General features: G+C 66.8%; 16 protein-coding genes. 1 reads left to right on the plus strand and 15 read right to left on the minus strand.

What is annotated here, in order from left to right; genetic code table 11:
• Positions 1-3: 3 nt before the first annotated feature.
• From hisG to AC3WVS_RS22450, 12 genes are all read right to left on the minus strand, one after another.
• On the minus strand, positions 4-678 hold the full coding sequence (gene hisG, locus AC3WVS_RS22395) for an ATP phosphoribosyltransferase (protein WP_010812333.1): 675 nt from the start codon (positions 676-678) through the stop codon (positions 4-6).
• 9 nt (positions 679-687) lie between these two features.
• The gene (gene murA, locus AC3WVS_RS22400; protein ID WP_011616142.1) at positions 688-1,938 is read right to left on the minus strand and encodes a UDP-N-acetylglucosamine 1-carboxyvinyltransferase; all 1,251 of its coding nucleotides are present in this window, start codon (positions 1,936-1,938) and stop codon (positions 688-690) included.
• An 81-nt stretch (positions 1,939-2,019) separates the two neighbouring features.
• Positions 2,020-2,268, minus strand: coding sequence for a BolA family protein (locus AC3WVS_RS22405; RefSeq protein WP_010812335.1), 249 nt, complete (start codon positions 2,266-2,268; stop codon positions 2,020-2,022).
• A gap of 40 nt (positions 2,269-2,308) precedes the next feature.
• The gene (locus AC3WVS_RS22410; RefSeq protein ID WP_010812336.1) at positions 2,309-3,130 is read right to left on the minus strand and encodes an ABC transporter permease; all 822 of its coding nucleotides are present in this window, start codon (positions 3,128-3,130) and stop codon (positions 2,309-2,311) included.
• Complete coding sequence (locus tag AC3WVS_RS22415; protein ID WP_010812337.1) at positions 3,127-4,077, minus strand: ABC transporter ATP-binding protein; 951 nt, start codon at positions 4,075-4,077, stop codon at positions 3,127-3,129. Before AC3WVS_RS22415 ends, AC3WVS_RS22410 begins: the two co-directional genes overlap by 4 nt.
• Before the next feature lie 251 nt (positions 4,078-4,328).
• Positions 4,329-4,661, minus strand: coding sequence for an STAS domain-containing protein (locus AC3WVS_RS22420; protein WP_492293462.1), 333 nt, complete (start codon positions 4,659-4,661; stop codon positions 4,329-4,331).
• 114 nt (positions 4,662-4,775) lie between these two features.
• Positions 4,776-5,405 carry an MlaC/ttg2D family ABC transporter substrate-binding protein gene (locus AC3WVS_RS22425; RefSeq protein ID WP_492320412.1) on the minus strand — a complete coding sequence of 210 codons (630 nt, stop codon included), beginning with the start codon at positions 5,403-5,405 and terminating at the stop codon, positions 4,776-4,778.
• Between the two features lie 212 nt (positions 5,406-5,617).
• Positions 5,618-6,601, minus strand: coding sequence for an MlaA family lipoprotein (locus AC3WVS_RS22430; protein WP_492320413.1), 984 nt, complete (start codon positions 6,599-6,601; stop codon positions 5,618-5,620).
• Positions 6,598-7,110, minus strand: a complete 513-nt coding sequence (gene mlaD / locus AC3WVS_RS22435; RefSeq protein WP_492320414.1) for an outer membrane lipid asymmetry maintenance protein MlaD — start codon at positions 7,108-7,110, stop codon at positions 6,598-6,600. Before mlaD ends, AC3WVS_RS22430 begins: the two co-directional genes overlap by 4 nt.
• Before the next feature lie 63 nt (positions 7,111-7,173).
• Positions 7,174-7,953, minus strand: a complete 780-nt coding sequence (mlaE, locus tag AC3WVS_RS22440; RefSeq protein WP_492320415.1) for a lipid asymmetry maintenance ABC transporter permease subunit MlaE — start codon at positions 7,951-7,953, stop codon at positions 7,174-7,176.
• The gene (locus AC3WVS_RS22445; RefSeq protein ID WP_492320416.1) at positions 7,950-8,768 is read right to left on the minus strand and encodes an ABC transporter ATP-binding protein; all 819 of its coding nucleotides are present in this window, start codon (positions 8,766-8,768) and stop codon (positions 7,950-7,952) included. Before AC3WVS_RS22445 ends, mlaE begins: the two co-directional genes overlap by 4 nt.
• 143 nt (positions 8,769-8,911) lie before the next feature.
• Positions 8,912-10,000 (minus strand): Bug family tripartite tricarboxylate transporter substrate binding protein, encoded by a 1,089-nt coding sequence (locus tag AC3WVS_RS22450; protein WP_492320417.1) that lies wholly within the window; start codon positions 9,998-10,000, stop codon positions 8,912-8,914.
• A gap of 225 nt (positions 10,001-10,225) precedes the next feature.
• Here AC3WVS_RS22450 and AC3WVS_RS22455 point away from each other — a divergent pair, with 225 nt between their 5' ends.
• Entirely contained in the window at positions 10,226-10,765 is a 540-nt protein-coding gene (locus AC3WVS_RS22455) for a GNAT family N-acetyltransferase (protein WP_492320418.1), read from the plus strand.
• Positions 10,766-10,839: 74 nt separating this feature from the next.
• Here AC3WVS_RS22455 and AC3WVS_RS22460 read toward each other — a convergent pair whose 3' ends face one another.
• The 3 genes from AC3WVS_RS22460 to AC3WVS_RS22470 form a co-directional block, all read right to left on the minus strand.
• Complete coding sequence (locus AC3WVS_RS22460; RefSeq protein ID WP_492320419.1) at positions 10,840-12,303, minus strand: glutamate synthase subunit beta; 1,464 nt, start codon at positions 12,301-12,303, stop codon at positions 10,840-10,842.
• A 120-nt stretch (positions 12,304-12,423) separates the two neighbouring features.
• Positions 12,424-17,229 carry a glutamate synthase-related protein gene (locus AC3WVS_RS22465; RefSeq protein WP_492320420.1) on the minus strand — a complete coding sequence of 1,602 codons (4,806 nt, stop codon included), beginning with the start codon at positions 17,227-17,229 and terminating at the stop codon, positions 12,424-12,426.
• Between the two features lie 287 nt (positions 17,230-17,516).
• The gene (locus AC3WVS_RS22470) at positions 17,517-18,242 is read right to left on the minus strand and encodes a transposase (RefSeq protein ID WP_492320421.1); all 726 of its coding nucleotides are present in this window, start codon (positions 18,240-18,242) and stop codon (positions 17,517-17,519) included.
• Positions 18,243-18,248: the final 6 nt, after the last annotated feature.

The following is an 18,248-nucleotide window of genomic DNA, read 5'->3' on the forward strand; positions in this document are numbered from 1 at the left end:
GCCTTACGCCAGCGCCGCCGAAGCCCGTTCGAATGCGTCGAGAATCGGCGCAAGCCGCTCGCGCTTGAGTTTGAGCGCGGCCTGGTTCACCACCAGCCGCGACGAGATCTGCACGATCTCTTCGACTTCAACCAGGTTGTTGGCGCGCAGCGTGCTGCCAGTGCTGACCAGGTCGACGATGGCGTCGGACAGGCCCACCAGCGGGCCCAGCTCCATCGAACCGTACAGCTTGATCAGGTCGACGTGAACGCCCTTTTTCGCAAAATGCTCGCGCGCGGTCTGCACATACTTGGTGGCCACGGCCAGGCGCGCGCCCTGGCGCACCGCGTTGGCATAGTCAAACCCGGCCGGCACCGCCACCGACATGCGGCAGCGCGCGATGTTCAGGTCGATCGGCGCGTACAGGCCGGCCATGCCGCTTTCCATCAGCACGTCCTTGCCGGCCACGCCGAAATCGGCGGCGCCATACTGGACGTAGGTCGGCACGTCCGAGGCGCGCACGATCACCACGCGCACGGCCGGATCGGAGGTCGGCAGGATCAGCTTGCGCGAGGTCTCGGGGTCCTCGGTGACGCGGATGCCGGCGGCTTCCAAGAGCGGCAGCGTCTCGGTGAAGATGCGGCCCTTGGACAGCGCCAGCGTCAGCTGGTTGGGCGATGCGTTGAAAGTGGGGCTCATCGGACTTCCTCAGGCAATGCGGCGGATCTTCGCGCCCACTGCCGACAGCTTGTCTTCCATGCGGTCGTAGCCGCGGTCCAGGTGGTAGATGCGGTCGATCACGGTCTCGCCATCGGCCACCAGGCCGGCGATCACCAGGCTGGCCGAGGCGCGCAGGTCGGTCGCCATCACGTTGGCGCCCGACAGGCGCGGCACGCCGTTGACCACCGCGGTATTGCCTTCGACCGCGATGTCGGCGCCCAGGCGGTTCAGTTCCTGCACGTGCATGAAGCGGTTTTCGAAGATGGTCTCGGTCACGCGCGCGGTGCCTTCGGCCACGGCATTGAGCGCCATGAACTGGGCCTGCATGTCGGTCGGGAAGGCCGGGTATTCCGAGGTGCGGAAACTCACGGCCTTCGCGCGTTGGGGCATGGCCAGGCGGATCCAGTCGGCGCCGGTCTCGAGCTTTGCGCCGGCTTCGCGCAGCTTGTCGAGCACGGTGTCGAGGATGTCCGGCTGCACGCCGCGCAGCACCAGGTCGCCCAGCGTCGCGGCGGCGGCGCACAGGAAGGTACCGGCCTCGATGCGGTCGGCGATCACGCTGTGGCTGGCGCCATGCAGGCGCTCCACGCCCTGCACTACCAGACGGTCGGTGCCGATGCCTTCGATCTTCGCGCCCATCTTGACCAGCAGTTGGGCCAGGTCGGTCACCTCGGGCTCGCGCGCGGCGTTTTCCAGCACGGTCTCGCCTTCGGCCAGCGTGGCGGCCATCAGCAGGTTCTCGGTGCCGGTCACGGTGATCATGTCGGTGACCACGCGCGCGCCCTTCAGGCGCTTGGCCCGCGCATGGATAAAGCCGTGTTCGATGGTGATCTCGGCGCCCATCGCCTGCAGGCCCTTGATGTGCTGGTCGACCGGGCGCGCGCCGATGCCGCAGCCGCCGGGCAGCGACACGCGGGCCTCGCCGAAGCGGGCCACCAGCGGGCCCAGCACCAGGATCGAGGCGCGCATGGTCTTGACCAGCTCGTACGGGGCCTCGAGCACGTTGACGTCGGCGCCGTTCAGGGTCACGCGGGCGCCATCCAGCTCGGCCTGCATGCCCATCTGGCGCAGCAGCTTGAGGGTGGTGCGCACGTCCTGCAGGTTAGGCACGTTGTCCAGCGAAACGGTATCCGCCGTCAGCAGGCCCGCGCACAGGATCGGCAGGGCTGCGTTCTTGGCGCCCGACACGCGGATTTCGCCCTTCAGCGGGCCATTGCCGTGGATCTGGAATTTGTCCATGTTCTGTCGTCTGGAGCCGGGCACGCGCCCGGCGTCATGGTTCTGGGGCCGCGCGGGTGGCGCGGCGCATATTGGCGGGGCTTACTTGCCTTCGCCCGCCTGCCACTCGGCAGGCGTCAGCGTCTTCATCGACAGCGCGTGGATCTCGGCACGCATGCGGTCGCCCAGCGCGGCATAGACGCGCTGGTGGCGCTGGATCAGCCGCTTGCCTTCAAATTCGGCGCTGACGATGGTGGCAAAGAAGTGCTGGCCATCGCCCTCGACTTGCAGATGTTCGCAGGGCAGTCCTTGGGCAATGTAATCCCTGACTTGTTCCGGTGTAGGCAGCATGGGGTTCTCTTCAGCGTGATTCAGTATGGCCGGCCACAGTTCAGTGGCGCAGCTTGTATCCGGACTTCAGCAAGCGCAGCGCCAGCGCGGCCAGCACCACGAACGCCGATCCGACCACCGCCAGGCTGAACAGCGGCGACACGTCCGAGACGCCGAAGAAGCCATAGCGGAAACCGTCGATCATGTAGAAGAACGGATTGGCATGGGACACCGCCTGCCAGAAGGCGGGCAGCGAATGGATCGAATAGAACACGCCGGACAGGAAGGTCGCCGGCATGATCAGGAAGTTCTGGAACGCGGCCAGCTGGTCGAATTTCTCGGCCCAGATGCCGGCGATCAGGCCCAGCGTGCCTAGGATGCCCGCACCCAGCAGCGCAAAGACGAGGATCCAGCCCACATTGGCAAAATGCAGGTTGGCAAACCACGCCGTCACCAGCAGCACGCCCAGGCCCACGGTCAGCCCGCGGATCACCGAGGCCACCACATAGGCGCCGAACATTTCCCAGTGCGACAAGGGCGGCAGCAGCACGAACACCAGGTTGCCGGTGATCTTGGACTGGATCAGCGATGACGAGCTGTTGGCAAACGCGTTCTGCAGCACGCTCATCATCACCAGGCCGGGCACCAGGAAGGCGGTGTAGCTGATCTGGTCATAGACCTTGACCCGGTCTTCCAGCACATGGCCGAAGATCAGCAGGTACAGCACCGCGGTCAGCACCGGCGCGGCCACGGTCTGGAAGCTCACCTTCCAGAAACGCAGCACTTCCTTGTACAGCAGGGTGCGGAAACCCACCAGGCCGCCCACGGCCATCGGCCCGAGGCCGGTGTCGTCCAGGACCTCGATATCGCCAGGCTGCTTCATGCCACGGCCTCCATCGCCGGATCGGGCAGCGCACCGGGCATATGCCCCTCGCGGCGCATGATCTGCACAAATACGTCCTCGAGGTCGGCCTTGTTGATTTCCATGTTTTCGATGTCACAGCCCGCTTCGCGGCAGGCGGCCAGGATCGGTTCAACCGCCTGGTAGCCCGACAATCGCAGGCGCACCGCGCGCTCGCCGGGGTTGGCCGGCATGCGCAGCGGCTCCAGCGCCGGCGGCAGGACGCCGCGCGCAAAGGTCAGCACCAGCTGCAGGCCGGCAAACTGCGTCAGCAGGTTGCTGGTGCGGTCCAGCGTCACCACCTCGCCGAACTTGAGCATGGCAATGCGGTCGCACAGGGCCTCGGCCTCTTCCAGGTAGTGCGTGGTCAGGATGATGGTGTGCCCTTCCCGGTTCAGGCGCGAGATGAATTTCCACAGCGTCTGGCGCAGTTCCACATCCACACCGGCGGTGGGCTCGTCCAGCACGATCACCGGCGGGCGGTGCACCAGCGCCTGCGCCACCAGCACGCGCCGCTTCATGCCGCCCGAGAGCTGGCGCATATTGGCGTCGGCTTTCCCGGTCAGGTCCAGGTTGGCCATGATCTCGTCGATCCAGTCGTCGTTGCGGGTCAGGCCAAAGTAGCCCGACTGCAGCCGCAGCGTCTCGCGCACCGTGAAGAACGGATCGAACACCAGCTCCTGCGGCACCACGCCCAGCATACGCCGGGCCATCCGGTAGTCGGCAACGACATCGTGGCCAAGCACACTGACGCGGCCGGAATCGGCGCGGTTCAGGCCGGCGAGGATCGAGATCAGCGTGGTCTTGCCGGCGCCGTTGGGCCCGAGCAGGCCGAAGAATTCGCCGCGTTCGACGGTGAAGCTAACGCCCTTGAGCGCCTGCAGGTTGCGGTAGCGCTTGCGAACGTCGTGGATTTCAATGGCTTTCATGGCCGATTGTTTGTGGCGGGTTCGGCATTTTTGGGGCCGGCCGCCGGGAATTGGGGAGCAACTGCGTGCCCGGACTTCCTGGCCCGGCATGGCATGAACCGGTAGCAGGCGGGGGGATGGGCGAACAACCCGGAATTATAGGGGATGCGGGGATGGTCCCGCTTGATCCGCCCCCAGGGGCTCGGCGACCGCGCAGGGCCGTCGCCGCGGCATCGCGGGCGGCCGCCGTGCTGGCGACCGGCGATGCCGGATCAATGTCGGTGGTGGTGCCCCTGCGCTGCGGCCGCGGGGGCCAGGCCCAGCAGACCGTCCACGCCGTACAGGCTGGCCAGTTGCGACAGCTGCGGCGGCACGCCGCGCAGCGACAGCGCCTGGTTGCGCGCGGCGGCGGCGCGGTTCCATGCCAGCAGCACGGCGACCGCGGAGGAATCCACCTGCGCCAGGCCGGTGCAGTCGACCTGCACCTCGCCCTGCGCCAGGCGCGCCAGCCCGTCACGCAGCACGGCGGCGGCGTTCTGGTTGGTCAGCGAGGTACCTAGCGAGAGCATGGATGCGTGGCCTGGGGATCGGTAGCTTGAATACAGTGGCAAAAACGACGACTCCCGCACGTCGGGCGGGAGTCTGTGCCGCGAGCGGCCATTGTAGAGCAGATCGGTGCGCCGTGCTGCATTGCAGCGGCGCACCGTTGGGCAGGCGCCTCAGCTCTTGGCGCTGGCCAGCTGGCGGTTGCGGTCCTGCAGCGTCTTGATCACGCCCTCGACGCCCTGCTGGCCGACGATGGTATTGAAGCTGCCCTTGTAGGCTTCGGTCAGCCAGGCGCCCAGCACGTTGATGTCATAGACCTTCCAGCCCTGGGCGGTCTTTTCCAGGCGGTAGTCCATCTGGATCGGCTCGCCCTTGTTGACGACCTGGGTGCGGATGGTGGCATCGGTATCGTCAGCCGTGCCGCGGTACGGGCGGTACTGCACGGTCTGGTCGCGGATCTGGGCAATGGCGCCGGCATAGGTGCGGATCAGCAGGGTCTTGAATTCCTCGGTGATCTGCTTCTGCTGCTCGGGCGTGGCCTTGGACCAGTTGCGGCCCATGGCGATCTGCGTGGTCTTCTGGAAGTTGGCGTTGGGGATGATCTTCTGTTCGACCAGCGCGGTGATCTTGGCGATATTGCCGGCCTGCATGTCCTTGTCGGCCCTGACGGTGGTCATCACGTCGTTGACCACGGCCTTGACCAGCCCGTCCGGGGTGGCCGCGTCCTGGGCCGCCACCTGGGCATGCGCCGTGCCTGCGAAGGCAACTACCGTAAGGAAGGGGACCAACAGTCGCTTTATCATGGATTTTCCTTCTTTATCAAAGACGTTCTTCGCCGAGGGCGAACTGGCCAGGCGCCAGGCTGGCGCGCGGCCTTGCGGAGATTGGAACATAAGCGCGGGGCGGTGGTTGCACCAGCAAGCGCCTTTCCCGCTACTTACAAACAAATTGTTTCAGCCCTCACAGGGCATTCACAGCCTGGCGCGGACCCTGGAGCCGCCCGCGCCGCGCAGGGTCAGCGGATACGCACCCCCGGCATGATCCGCTGCATCGGATCCATGGGCGGTATCGGCAAGCTCTGGCTCTCAGGCTGCAGGTCGCCCGAGGGCGTCTGCGCAGGCTGCGCCGGGGTGGCGGCCGGGGCCGAGGCGTCGGCCGGCGGCGCGGCGGGCGCCTGTGCTGCAGGCTGCGACGGCGCAGCCGGCGTGGCGGGCGTCGCGGGCGTTTCACCTTCGGTCCCGGCAGGGGCTTCAGGGCGCGCCGCCGGGGTCTCCGGGGCGCTGTCTGCATCTTCGTCGCCGTCAGGCGGGTTGCCGTCGTAGACCAGGTACTGGCGCCGCTGCAGGTAGGAATCGCGCAGGAACGAGTACTTGTCCAGCGCCGCCTGCTCCAGCAGGTTGCTGGCGCCGAGCAGCTGCGCCCGGCCGGCAACGATGCGCACGCCGGTCAGCGAATTGCGCAGCGATACCGGATAGAGATAGGCCGACGGGTCGAAACTGCGGTCCACCAGCATGCCGCCGGTGTCGCGCACGGTGCTCGGCCCGAACAGCGGCAGCACCAGGTACGGCCCGGGCGGCACGCCCCACACGCCCAGCGTCTGGCCGAAGTCTTCCTTGTACTTGGGCAGGCCGGCCGGGGTGGCGATGTCGATCAGGCCGCCGATCCCCAGCACGGTGTTCATGGCCACCCGCATGGTGTCCTCGGCGGCGCGGGTGGGCTTGCCCTGCAGCAGGTTGTTCGCCGCCGAGTAGACATCGCTCACGTTGGAGAAGAAGTTCTCCACCGCGCGCTGCACCGGCGTGGGCATGTAGTCGGCATAGACCTGGGCCACCGGCCGCAGGATGCCCTTGTCGAAGTCTTCGTTGATCTTCGAGATTTCGCGATTGAACGGCTCAAGCGGGTCTTTCGGATTGGCGGTGGGGCCCGTGGCGCAACCGGCGAGCACGGCCGCGGCAGCGACTGCGGCCAGGCCCTTGCAGAACGATGGCGCAACGCTCATTTGAGGTCCCCTGCCGGCGCCGGCGCGCTGGCACCGGCCGGCGCACCGCCGCCGGCATCTGCCGCCTTGTTGTACAGGAACTGTCCGATCAGGTTTTCCAGCACCACGGCCGACTGCGTCATGGTGATGCGCGCGCCTTCGGCCAGCATGGCGGCGTCGCCGCCGGCTTCAAGGCCGATGTACTGCTCGCCGAGCAATCCGGATGTCAGGATCTTGGCCGAGGTGTCCTTGGGGAACTGGTAGCGCTTCTCCAGGCTCATCTCGACGGTGGCCTGGTAGGTCTTGTCGTCGAAGCGGATCGCCGCCACGCGGCCGACCACCACGCCCGCGCTCTTGACCGGCGCGCGCGGCTTGAGCCCGCCGATGTTGTCAAAGCGCGCCTGCACGCTGTAGGTGTCCTGGAAGGAAAAGGCGCTCATGTTCCCCGCCTTGAGGGCCAGGAACAGCACGGCGACGAACCCCGCCGCCACGAACAGCCCCACCCAGAAATCGAGTGCGTTCTTTTTCATTGGAATCTCTTTCTTCAACCCCGTAGTGTTCTTGTCGCTGTCTTGTCGTTGGTGTGGCCCGCGTCAGTTGCTGAACATTAGCGCGGTCAGCAGGAAATCCAGCCCCAGCACGGCCAGCGACGCAATCACCACGGTGCGGGTGGTCGCGCGCGAGACGCCTTCCGGCGTGGGCTTGGCCTCGAAGCCCTGGTACAGGGCAATAAACGTCACGGCAATGCCAAAGATAAAGCTCTTGATCACGCCATTGAGCACGTCGGCGCGCACATCGACGCCGCCCTGCATCTGCGACCAGAAGGCGCCGGCGTCAACGCCGATCAACTGCACGCCCACCACGTAGCCGCCCAGGATGCCGACCGCGCTGAAGATCGCCGCCAGCACCGGCATGGCGATCACGCCTGCCCAGAAGCGCGGCGCGATCACGCGCTGCAGCGGGTTCACCGCCATCATTTCCATGGCCGTCAGCTGCTCGCCCGCCTTCATCAGGCCGATCTCGGCAGTCAGCGAGGTGCCGGCGCGGCCGGCGAACAGCAGCGCGGTCACCACCGGGCCCAGCTCGCGCACCAGCGACAACGCCACCAGCAGCCCAAGCGCCTGCTCGGACCCGTAGCGGTTCAGCGTGTAGTAGCCCTGCAGGCCAAGCACGAAGCCGACGAACAGGCCCGACACCGCGATGATCACCAGCGACAGGTTGCCGACAAAGAAGACCTGGTCGGTCACCAGGCGGAAGCGGCGCAGCAGCGTCGGCGACAGGCCCAGCAGCGTCAGGAACATGCGCGTGGCGCGGCCCAGCCCCGACACGCTGCGGCGCACGGCCGCGCCGATGGTGGTAAAGAAGTCCGTCACCGCGCTCCTCCGGCGAAATCCTCGGCCAGCGAAGGTCCGGCGTAGTGGAACGGCACCGGGCCGTCGGCCTCGGCATGGACGAACTGGTGCACGAACGGGTCGGTGGAGGCACGCAGCGCCTCGGGCTCGCCCTGCGCGACGATGCGGCCGTCGGCAATGAAATAGACGTAGTCGGCGATCTGGAAGGTCTCGTGCACGTCGTGCGAGACGATGATCGTGGTGGCGCCCAGCGCGTCGTTCAGGCTGCGGATCAGGCGCGCGGTCAGTCCGAGCGAGATCGGGTCCAGCCCGGCAAAGGGCTCGTCATACATCAGCAGCGCCGGGTCCAGCGCAATCGCGCGCGCCAGCGCCACGCGCCGCGCCATGCCGCCCGAGATCTGCGCCGGCATCAGGTCGCGCGCGCCGCGCAGGCCGACCGCGTTGAGCTTCATCAGCACCAGATCGCGGATCATCGAGTCGGGCAGGTCGGTGTGCTCGCGCAGCGGGAACGCCACATTGTCGAACACCGACAGATCGGTAAACAGTGCGCCGAACTGGAACAGCATGCCCATCTGGCGGCGCACCGTGTACAGGCCGCGGGTATCCAGCGTGTGGATATCGGTGCCGGCAAAGCTGACCGTGCCTGCCTGCGGACGGACCTGGCCGCCGATCAGCCGCAGCACCGTGGTCTTGCCGCAACCCGAGCCGCCCATCACCGCAATCACCTTGCCACGCGGGAATTGCATGGTCAGGCCGGACAGGATCGGCTTGCCGTGGTCCGCATAGGCGAAGTCCACCGCAGTCAGTTCGACGAGGTTTTGAGCAGAATCGGTCACGTTGGCACCGGTCAGGACAGTCGCGCATTATAAGGTGTACTACCTAGCCCTGCTGGCGCCCGTGTGCCCCGCGCCACATGCCCCCGTCGGGGGAGCCTCCCAGACTTGCCCTAGCCCCCCAAACCTGCCCATCCCTTTGCTGCTCAAGGCTCCTGTATCGGCGAGACGTCCTTCAGGATCACCTGCCATTGGATAGATTCCGAGCGGATCGCGGTGGCAAACGCCTCCGGCGAATCGCGCAGCGGCGTGACCCCCGCCGCCTGCAGGCGCGAACGCACCTCGCGCTCGGACATGACCGCGTCGAGCTCGACCGCCAGCCTGGCGACGATCGCGCGCGGGGTCTTGGCCGGCGCCATCACGCCAAACCAGGCGGCCGCGGCATAGCCTTCCAGCCCCGACTCCTGCAACGTCGGCACCAGCGGCGCCAGCGGCGAGCGGGCCACGCCCGTCACCCCGAGCAGGCGCAGCCCGCCGCTCCTGACCTGGCCCTGGACCGCGGCAAACGAACAGAAACAGGCACTGACGCGGCCGGCCAGCATCTCCTGGACCACGGCGGCCTCACCCTTGGCGGTGACCAGCGGCACGCCGCTGCGGATGCCGCGCACGGCGTACTCGGCGTACAGGTGGGAGGGGCTGCCCGGCTGGCCGTAGCCATAGCTGTAGGAGCCCGGGTTCGACCTGACCGCGGTCATCCATTGCTCCGGCGTGCGCATGGGCAGCCGGGCATCGATCACCAGGAACAGCGGCGTGGTGGCCACGCGCGCAACCGGCGTGAAATCGCGCACGACGTCGTACGGCACCGGCTCCAGTCCGGGCTGGATCAGCATATTGGCCTGGTGCAACAACAGGGTGTGGCCATCGGAGCTGGCCTTGGCGACCACGTCGCCGGCGATGGTGCCGGCGGCGCCAGGTCGGTTGTCGACCTCCACCGGCACGCCCAGCCGCACGGAGAGGCGCTCGGCCAGCATGCGCGCCACCGCATCGGCAACGCCGCCGGCCGGGAATGGCACGATCAGGCGCATCGGGCGGTCGGGGAACGACATGCTGCGGGCGAGCTGCTGGGTCCCCGCATGCGCCGGCATGGCTGGCACCGCAAGCGCCAGCGTGGCACACCCCAGGGCATACAGGCACAGGAAAGACCGGAGCCAGCGCCGGACTGCGCCCAGTGGGGGGCGCGGCGCGAACTTCGCTTTACCTCGCCAAAGCCGCGACAAATTGCGCACTTCGGGCATCAATTTCCTCCGGCCGGTCCCCTGAGGAGGCGGCAAGCTGGTTCTGGGGAAAAAGGATTTGCGAGGCAGTTTCCGTTAGTTGTTTTTTGAAAATTGTAAGGACATTGCTCAGGGCACCACAGGCACGTAAACCATAGCCGGGAGAACCCTGAAGGCCCCGCCAGGCCTTGCCAAACGCGCCATGGCGGGCATGGATGCACGGACCTCGCCGGCTATAATCGGCCGATGACGATTTTCACCGTGCGGCCGATGGTCACAGCCGACCTGCCGGCCGTGCTGGCGGTACAAGCCAGCTGCTATACCGAAGTCCTGCTGGAGAGCCAGGCCGCGCTGGCAAGCCGGCTGGCGCTGTCCCCCGCCACCTGCTGGGTCGCGGACGATCCCGGACATCCCGGCGCGCTCGCCGCCTACCTCTTTACCCACGCCTGGCCCGAAGCCACCCTGCCGCCGCTGGACGGCCTGCTCGACCATGGCTGGCGCCATGGCGCCGGGCCGGACGCCCTCACCTGGTTCGTGCACGACATGGCGGTGGCGCCCGCCGGACGCGGCGCGGGCCTGGCGCCGCGCCTGTACGCCGCGGCACAGGCGGCCGCGCGCGCGGCGGGGCTGCGGCGTTCGCGGCTGATCGCGGTGCAGTCGGCCGCGCCTTGGTGGCGCAGGCTCGGGTACGCCCCGGTGGCGGCCCACACGGCCGCCGCCCATGCGGACAAGCTGGCCAGCTACGGCGCCAGTGCGGTGCTGATGGAGCGCACGCTGGCCGACTGAGCTGCGCCGGCGCCAGCACGGCAAAAAGCCCGCCGGCTTGCGCCAGGCGGGCTTTTTGTTCCTGCCGGGGTGAATCAGCGCGGCAGTTCGGTGTGGCCCATCAGGAAGGCATCGACCGAACGCGCGGCCTGACGGCCTTCGCGGATCGCCCACACCACCAGCGACTGGCCACGGCGCACGTCGCCGGCGGCGAACACCTTGGGCACGTTGGTGTGGTAAGCACGCTCGCCCTCGGTCGAGGCCTTGGCGTTCTTGCGCGCATCGGTATCCACGCCAAACGCTTCCAGCATCGAACCCACCGGGTTGGTGAAGCCCATCGCCAGCAGCACCAGGTCGGCCGGCAGGATGAACTCGCTGCCTTCGACCTCCTGCATGCGGCCATCCTTCCATTCGACGCGGCAGGCCTTCAGTGCGGTGACCTTGCCGTTTTCGCCGATGAATTCCTTGGTGGCGACCGACCAGTCGCGCTCGCAGCCTTCATCGTGCGACGACGAGGTGCGCAGCTTGATCGGCCAGTACGGCCACACCAGCGGCTTGTCCTCTTCTTCCGGCGGCTGCGGCAGCAGTTCAAACTGCGTCACCGAGGTGGCGCCATGGCGGTTGGATGTACCCACGCAGTCGGAGCCGGTATCGCCGCCACCGATCACGATCACGTTCTTGTCCTCGGCGCGGATCTCGTTTTCGCCGTCGCCGGCCACTTCCTTGTTCTGCGGGATCAGGAATTCCAGCGCGAAGTGGATGCCGGCCAGGTCGCGGCCCGGCACCGGCAGGTCGCGCGGCACTTCCGAGCCGCCAGCCAGCACCACGGCGTCGAACTGGTCCATCAGGGCCTGGGCCGAGATGGTTTCACGGGCGTAGTTCTTGATGCCGGCCGGCAGTTCGCCGTCGGTCACCATCACGCCCGGACGGAAGGTCACGCCTTCGGCCTGCATCTGCTCGATGCGGCGGTCGATCAGCGTCTTCTCCATCTTGAAGTCGGGGATGCCGTAGCGCAGCAGGCCGCCGATGCGGTCGTTCTTCTCGAACACGGTCACGTCATGGCCGGCGCGTGCCAGCTGCTGCGCGACAGCCATGCCGGCGGGGCCGGAGCCGACCACGGCCACGGTCTTGCCGGTCTTGTGGCGCGGCAGCTGCGGCCTGACCCAGCCCTCTTCCCAGGCCTTGTCGATGATGGCGTGCTCGATCGACTTGATGCCAACCGGCAGTTCATTGATGCCCAGCGTGCAGGCGGCCTCGCATGGTGCGGGGCAGATGCGGCCGGTGAACTCGGGGAAGTTGTTGGTCTGGTGCAGCACCTCGATCGCCGACTTCCAGTCCTGGCGGTACACCAGGTCGTTGAAGTCGGGAATGATGTTGTTGACCGGGCAGCCGTTGTTGCAGAACGGGATGCCGCAGTCCATGCAGCGCGCACCCTGGATCTTCGCTTCGCTGTCGGACAGCGCGAACACGAATTCCTTGTAGTGCTTCACGCGCTTGACTACCGGTTCGTAGCCTTCGTTCTGGCGCGGAAATTCGAGAAAGCCAGTCGCCTTACCCATGTTGCGTCCTTGGTCATGCTGCGCGGGACCGGCGGCGTCGCCAGCCCTGCGGTGGGGTCAGAATCTTGTCAGGGCCGCGGCGGCTGCCGCGGCCCCTCTGCGTGGTTGCGTTGCGCTCGCTCAGGCCGCGATGGCTTCGCGGTCGCTGTCGCGGGCGGCCTGTTCCTTGGCGTACATCTCGCCCAGCGCGCGCTTGTACTCGGTCGGGAAAACCTTGACGAACTTGCGGCGTGCCGTGTTCCAGTCGGCCAGCAGCGCCTTGGCGCGCTCGGAACCGGTGTAGCGGAAATGCTGCTCGATCAGGTTGCGCAGGATGACTTCATCCAGCACGCGCTTGCCGTCGACCTTGTGCCACGAAGCCTCGGGCTGGCCCTTCTCCTGGTCGGCCGAGGCCAGCACCGCTTCCAGCGCCACCATCGAGGTGTTGCAGCGCTTGTCGAACAGGCCGTCCTCGTCGTAGACGTAGGCCACGCCGCCCGACATGCCGGCCGCGAAGTTGCGTCCGGTGCCGCCCAGCACCACCACCGTGCCGCCAGTCATGTACTCGCAACCGTGGTCGCCGGTACCTTCCACCACTGCCACCGCACCCGAGTTGCGCACCGCGAAGCGCTCGCCGGCCACGCCGTTGAAGAACGCTTCACCGGCGATGGCACCGTACAGCACGGTGTTGCCGACGATGATGTTGCGGGTCGGGTCGCCGCGGAACTCATGCGGAGCGCGCACGATCACGCGGCCGCCCGACAGGCCCTTGCCGACATAGTCGTTGCCGTCGCCCACCAGGTCCAGCGTGATGCCGTGCGCCAGGAACGCGCCGAACGACTGGCCGGCGGTGCCTTGCAGCTGGATGTGGATGGTGTCGTCCGGCAGGCCTTCGTGGCCATGCTGGCGCGCCACCACGCCCGACAGCATCGCGCCGACGGTACGGTTGACGTTCTTCACCGGCTGGATGAACGAGACCCGCTCGCCCTTCTCGATCGCCGGGCGGGCCTTGGCGATCAGCACGTGGTCCAGCGCCTTGCCGGCCTCGGCCGACAGGCCGTGGTCCTGCACGTCGGTGTGGTACAGCGGCACGTCCGCGCCCAGCGACACCTGGTGGAAGATGCGGCCGAAGTCCAGGCCGCGCGCCTTCCAGTGCTCGATGCCGGGCTTGGTGTCGAGCAGGTCGGCGCGGCCGACCAGCTCGTCGAACTTGCGGATGCCCAGCTGGGCCATGATCTCGCGGGCCTCTTCTGCCACGAAGAAGAAGAAGTTGACCACGTGTTCCGGCTTGCCCTGGAACTTCTTGCGCAGCTGCGGATCCTGCGTGGCCACGCCCACCGGGCAGGTGTTCAGGTGGCACTTGCGCATCATGATGCAGCCCTCGGCCACCAGCGGCGCCGTGGCGAAGCCGAATTCGTCGGCCCCCAGCAGCGCGCCGATGACGACGTCGCGGCCGGTCTTCATCTGGCCGTCGGCCTGCACGCGGATGCGGTTGCGCAGACCGTTGAGCAGCAGGGTCTGCTGCGTTTCGGCCAGGCCCAGCTCCCACGGCGTGCCGGCGTGCTTGATCGACGACCACGGCGAAGCGCCGGTGCCGCCATCATGGCCGGCGATCACGACGTGGTCGGCCTTGGCCTTGGCCACGCCCGCGGCCACCGTGCCGACGCCGACTTCGGACACCAGCTTGACCGAGATGTCCGACACTGGGTTGACATTCTTCAGGTCGTGGATCAGCTGTGCCAGATCCTCGATCGAATAGATGTCATGGTGCGGGGGCGGCGAGATCAGGCCCACGCCCGGCACCGAGTAACGCAGCTTGCCGATGTAGTCCGAGACCTTGTGGCCGGGCAGCTGGCCGCCTTCGCCGGGCTTGGCGCCCTGCGCCATCTTGATCTGGATCTGGTCGGCCGAAGCCAGGTATTCGGCGGTCACGCCGAAACGGCCCGACGCCACCTGCTTGATCTTCGAGCGCAGCGAATCGCCTTCCTGCAGCTCCAGGTCGCGTTCGATCACGTTGTCGCCCAGCAGGCCCTTGAGGGTATCGCCCTGCTTGATGGGGATGCCGCGCAGCTCGTTGCGGTAGCGCTTCTCGTCCTCGCCGCCTTCGCCGGTGTTGGACTTGCCGCCGATGCGGTTCATCGCCAGCGCCAGCGTGGTGTGGGCTTCGGTCGAGATCGAGCCGAGCGACATCGCACCGGTGGCGAAGCGCTTGACGATCTCCTTGGCCGACTCCACCTCTTCCAGCGGAATCGCCTTGGCCGGATCGACCTTGAACTCGAACAGGCCACGCAGCGTCATGTGGCGCTTGCTCTGGTCGTTGATGATGTTGGCGTATTCCTTGTACGTCTGGTAGGCGCCCTTGCCGTCGTCGGCGCGCACCGAGTGCTGCAGCTTGGCGACCGAGTCCGGGGTCCACATATGCTCTTCGCCGCGGATGCGGAAGGCGTATTCGCCGCCGGCGTCGAGCATGCTTTCCAGCACCGGGTTGTCGCCAAAGGCGTCGCGGTGCAGGCGCAGGGCTTCCTCGGCCACCTCGAAGATGCCGATGCCCTCGACGTTCGACGGGGTGCCATGGAAGTACTTCTGCACCAGTTCGCGCGACAGGCCGATGGCTTCGAAGATCTGCGCGCCGGTGTACGACATGTAGGTGGAGATGCCCATCTTGGACATCACCTTGAACAGGCCCTTGCCGATCGCCTTGACGAAGTTCTTGACGGCCTTCTCGGGCGACAGGTCGCCGGACAGGCCCTGGGCCATTTCGGCCAGCGTTTCCATCGCCAGGTACGGATGCACGGCTTCGGCGCCATAGCCGGCCAGCAGCGCGAAGTGGTGCACTTCACGGGCGGTGCCGGTCTCGACCACCAGGCCGGTGGACGTGCGCAGGCCCTTCTCCACCAGATGGTGGTGGATGGCGGACGTGGCCAGCAGCGCGGGAATCGCGACATGCTCGGCATCCACGCGGCGGTCCGACACGATCAGGATGTTGAAGCCCGAACGCACCGCATCCACGGCTTCGGCGCACAGCGAGGCCAGGCGCGCTTCGATGCCTTCCTTGCCCCAGGCCTTCGGGTAGCAGATGTTCAGCTCGTACGAACGGAACTTGCCGCCGGTGTAGTGCTCGATGTTGCGGATCTTGGCGATGTCCTTGAAGTCCAGCACCGGCTGGGACACTTCGAGGCGCATCGGCGGGTTGATGTTGTTCAGCTCCAGCAGGTTCGGCTTCGGGCCGATGAACGACACCAGCGACATCACCATGTTCTCGCGGATCGGGTCGATCGGCGGGTTGGTGACCTGGGCAAACAGCTGCTTGAAGTAGTGGTACAGCGTCTTGTTCTTGGACGACAGGATGGCCAGCGGCGAGTCGTTGCCCATCGAGCCGGTGGCTTCCTCGCCGGCCAGCGCCATCGGCGCCATCAGGAACTTGACGTCTTCCTGGGTGTAGCCGAAGGCCTGCTGGCGGTCCAGCAGCTTGGCCACGGGCTTCTTCTCGGCGGCAACGTCTTCCGGCTTGGCGTCGAGCTCGTCCAGCTTGATGCGCACGGCGTCGATCCAGCTCTTGTACGGCTTGGCGTTGGCCAGGTTGTCCTTGAGTTCCTTGTCGTCGATGATGCGGCCCTGCTCCATGTCGATCAGGAACATCTTGCCCGGCTGCAGGCGCCACTTCTCAACGATGCGCGACTCGAGGAACGGCAGCACGCCGGCTTCCGAAGCCAGCACCACGATGTCGTCCTCGGTCACGTAGAAACGTGCCGGGCGCAGGCCGTTGCGGTCCAGCGTGGCGCCGATCTGGCGGCCATCGGTGAAGCAGATCGCGGCCGGGCCGTCCCACGGCTCCATCATGGCGGCGTGGTACTCGTAGAAGGCGCGGCGGTTGTCGTCCATCAGCGTGTGCTGTTCCCAGGCTTCCGGGATCATCATCATCATCGCGTGGACGAGCGGGTAGCCGGCCATCGTCAGCAGTTCGAGGCAGTTGTCGAACGATGCGGTGTCGGACTGGCCCGGGTAGATCAGCGGCCACAGCTTGGGCAGGTCGTCGCCGAGCACCGGCGACGAGATCGCGCCGGTGCGCGCGTTGATCCAGTTGACGTTGCCCTTGACCGTGTTGATTTCGCCGTTGTGGGCGACCATGCGGTACGGGTGGGCCAGTTCCCAGGCCGGGAAGGTGTTGGTCGAGAAGCGCTGGTGCACCAGGGCCAGGGCCGAGACGGCGCGCTGGTCCAGCAGGTCCAGGTAGTACTCGCCAACCTGGTTGGCCAGCAGCAGGCCCTTGTACACCACGGTGCGGGCCGACATCGACGGCACGAAGTATTCCTTGCCGTGCTTGAGCCTGAGCGCCTGGATGGCGTGGCTGGCGGTCTTTCGGATGACGTAGAGCTTACGTTCCAGCGCGTCCGTGGTCATGATGTCGCGGCCGCGCCCGATGAAGATCTGGCGGATCACCGGCTCGGTGGTGCGCACCGTCGGCGACATCGGCATCTTGGCGTCGACCGGCACGTCGCGCCAGCCCAGCACGACCTGGCCTTCCAGGCGGACCGTGCGCTCCAGTTCCTGCTCGCAGGCCAGGCGCGAGGCGTGTTCCTTCGGCAGGAAGATCATGCCCACGCCGTATTCGCCGGCGGGCGGCAGGCTCACGCCCTGCGCGGCCATTTCCTCGCGGTAGAACTGGTCCGGGATCTGGATCAGGATGCCGGCACCGTCGCCCATCAGCGCATCGGCGCCGACCGCACCCCGGTGGTCCAGGTTCTCCAGGATCTTCAGGCCCTGCGAGATGATCTCGTGGGACTTCTTGCCCTTGATATGCGCGACCATGCCGACGCCGCAGGCGTCATGCTCGTTGCTGGGATCGTACATGCCCTGCGCTTGCGGGCGCAGGTCAATGGCGTGGGAAGACTCGCTGGTCTGCGCTTGTGCCTGAGCTTGGGCCGAAAGATTTTTCGTTTGGTCCACGGGCTGAATTCCGGTGAAGGCTGCGCGAACTGGCTGGGCGTACCGGAACGGGACCGCGCGCTTTCTCGTTTTCTTTATTCCTCCACCCAAACCGGAAACCGGCGGGACGGAAAATGGGGACGAAGCTGTCAGCGGGCCGCAGCGGCGTACACGAGCGTGACGCGCCGCACAATGACTGTGGGTGGAGCAACTATATGGGAATCGCGTTCGCCTCGCAAAATTTTTAAATGGGGTCGGATCACATTAAGTTACGCACCGTTTCGGTGATCCATTTAAATGGGGACATATTAATTATGCGACGGCTCTGGCACATCCACCGGTGCCGTTTGCACCTTTTTGGGGCGCCCTTTCGGCAGCGGTTGCACGCGCCGGGTTGCGTGCCGCTCCAATTGGGCCAGGAACGCTTCGTCGCCAAGCGGCCAGCCGCTGTGGGCATGGGCGCGCAGGGTCTCCAGGGTCTTGCCCGACAGGCCCTCGGCGCTCAGCATCCGGTAGTTCGACTGGCGCTCGAACGGCGTATTGCCCAGCTCCCAGTACGCGGAGTGGTCGCTCACAAACGGGCTGGCCTCGATGCCGGCGTGATGGTGGTAGCTGCTCCAGCGGTCGCCCTCGGGCGCGCTCACCTCGCCCGCGCGCAGCGCGTTGCCCTCGACATAGAGCATCGCCGGCAGCATCCACCGGGCCGGGTCGAACACCGCGGAACGGAAGCGCCCTTCCCACAGCGTGCCGGTGCGGCTGGCCACCCGGTTGAAGTAGCGCGCATAGCGCCGCCCCACCGCCTGCATGGTCAGGCTCAGCGAGTCTGACTCCTTGGGCGTGGCCACCAGGTGAACGTGGTTGGGCCGCAGCGCGTAGGCGTGGATGGCAAGGTCATGCTCGCGCGCGGCCATGCGCAGGCAGTCGAGGTAGTGCAGGTAGTCGTCCGGCCCCAGGAATACGGGCTGGCGGTTGTTGCCGCGCTGCAACACCAGGGCGGGCAGACCGGCGGGGGAAAAGCGGGGAAGGCGTGCCATGACAGT

Source organism: Cupriavidus sp. CPT47-8839-RL05A (genome assembly GCF_058792255.1).

Coding starts and splice junctions, on each gene's coding strand:
- AC3WVS_RS22450 (WP_492320417.1), bottom strand. CDS start 10,000: ATGCCCGAAGTGCGCAATTTGTCGCGGCTTTGGCGAGGTAAAGCGAAG.
- hisG (WP_010812333.1), bottom strand. CDS start 678: ATGAGCCCCACTTTCAACGCATCGCCCAACCAGCTGACGCTGGCGCTG.
- AC3WVS_RS22410 (WP_010812336.1), bottom strand. CDS start 3,130: ATGAAGCAGCCTGGCGATATCGAGGTCCTGGACGACACCGGCCTCGGG.
- AC3WVS_RS22425 (WP_492320412.1), bottom strand. CDS start 5,405: ATGATAAAGCGACTGTTGGTCCCCTTCCTTACGGTAGTTGCCTTCGCA.
- AC3WVS_RS22460 (WP_492320419.1), bottom strand. CDS start 12,303: ATGGGTAAGGCGACTGGCTTTCTCGAATTTCCGCGCCAGAACGAAGGC.
- AC3WVS_RS22430 (WP_492320413.1), bottom strand. CDS start 6,601: ATGAGCGTTGCGCCATCGTTCTGCAAGGGCCTGGCCGCAGTCGCTGCC.
- AC3WVS_RS22455 (WP_492320418.1), top strand. CDS start 10,226: ATGACGATTTTCACCGTGCGGCCGATGGTCACAGCCGACCTGCCGGCC.
- AC3WVS_RS22415 (WP_010812337.1), bottom strand. CDS start 4,077: ATGAAAGCCATTGAAATCCACGACGTTCGCAAGCGCTACCGCAACCTG.
- AC3WVS_RS22470 (WP_492320421.1), bottom strand. CDS start 18,242: ATGGCACGCCTTCCCCGCTTTTCCCCCGCCGGTCTGCCCGCCCTGGTG.
- murA (WP_011616142.1), bottom strand. CDS start 1,938: ATGGACAAATTCCAGATCCACGGCAATGGCCCGCTGAAGGGCGAAATC.
- AC3WVS_RS22405 (WP_010812335.1), bottom strand. CDS start 2,268: ATGCTGCCTACACCGGAACAAGTCAGGGATTACATTGCCCAAGGACTG.
- mlaD (WP_492320414.1), bottom strand. CDS start 7,110: ATGAAAAAGAACGCACTCGATTTCTGGGTGGGGCTGTTCGTGGCGGCG.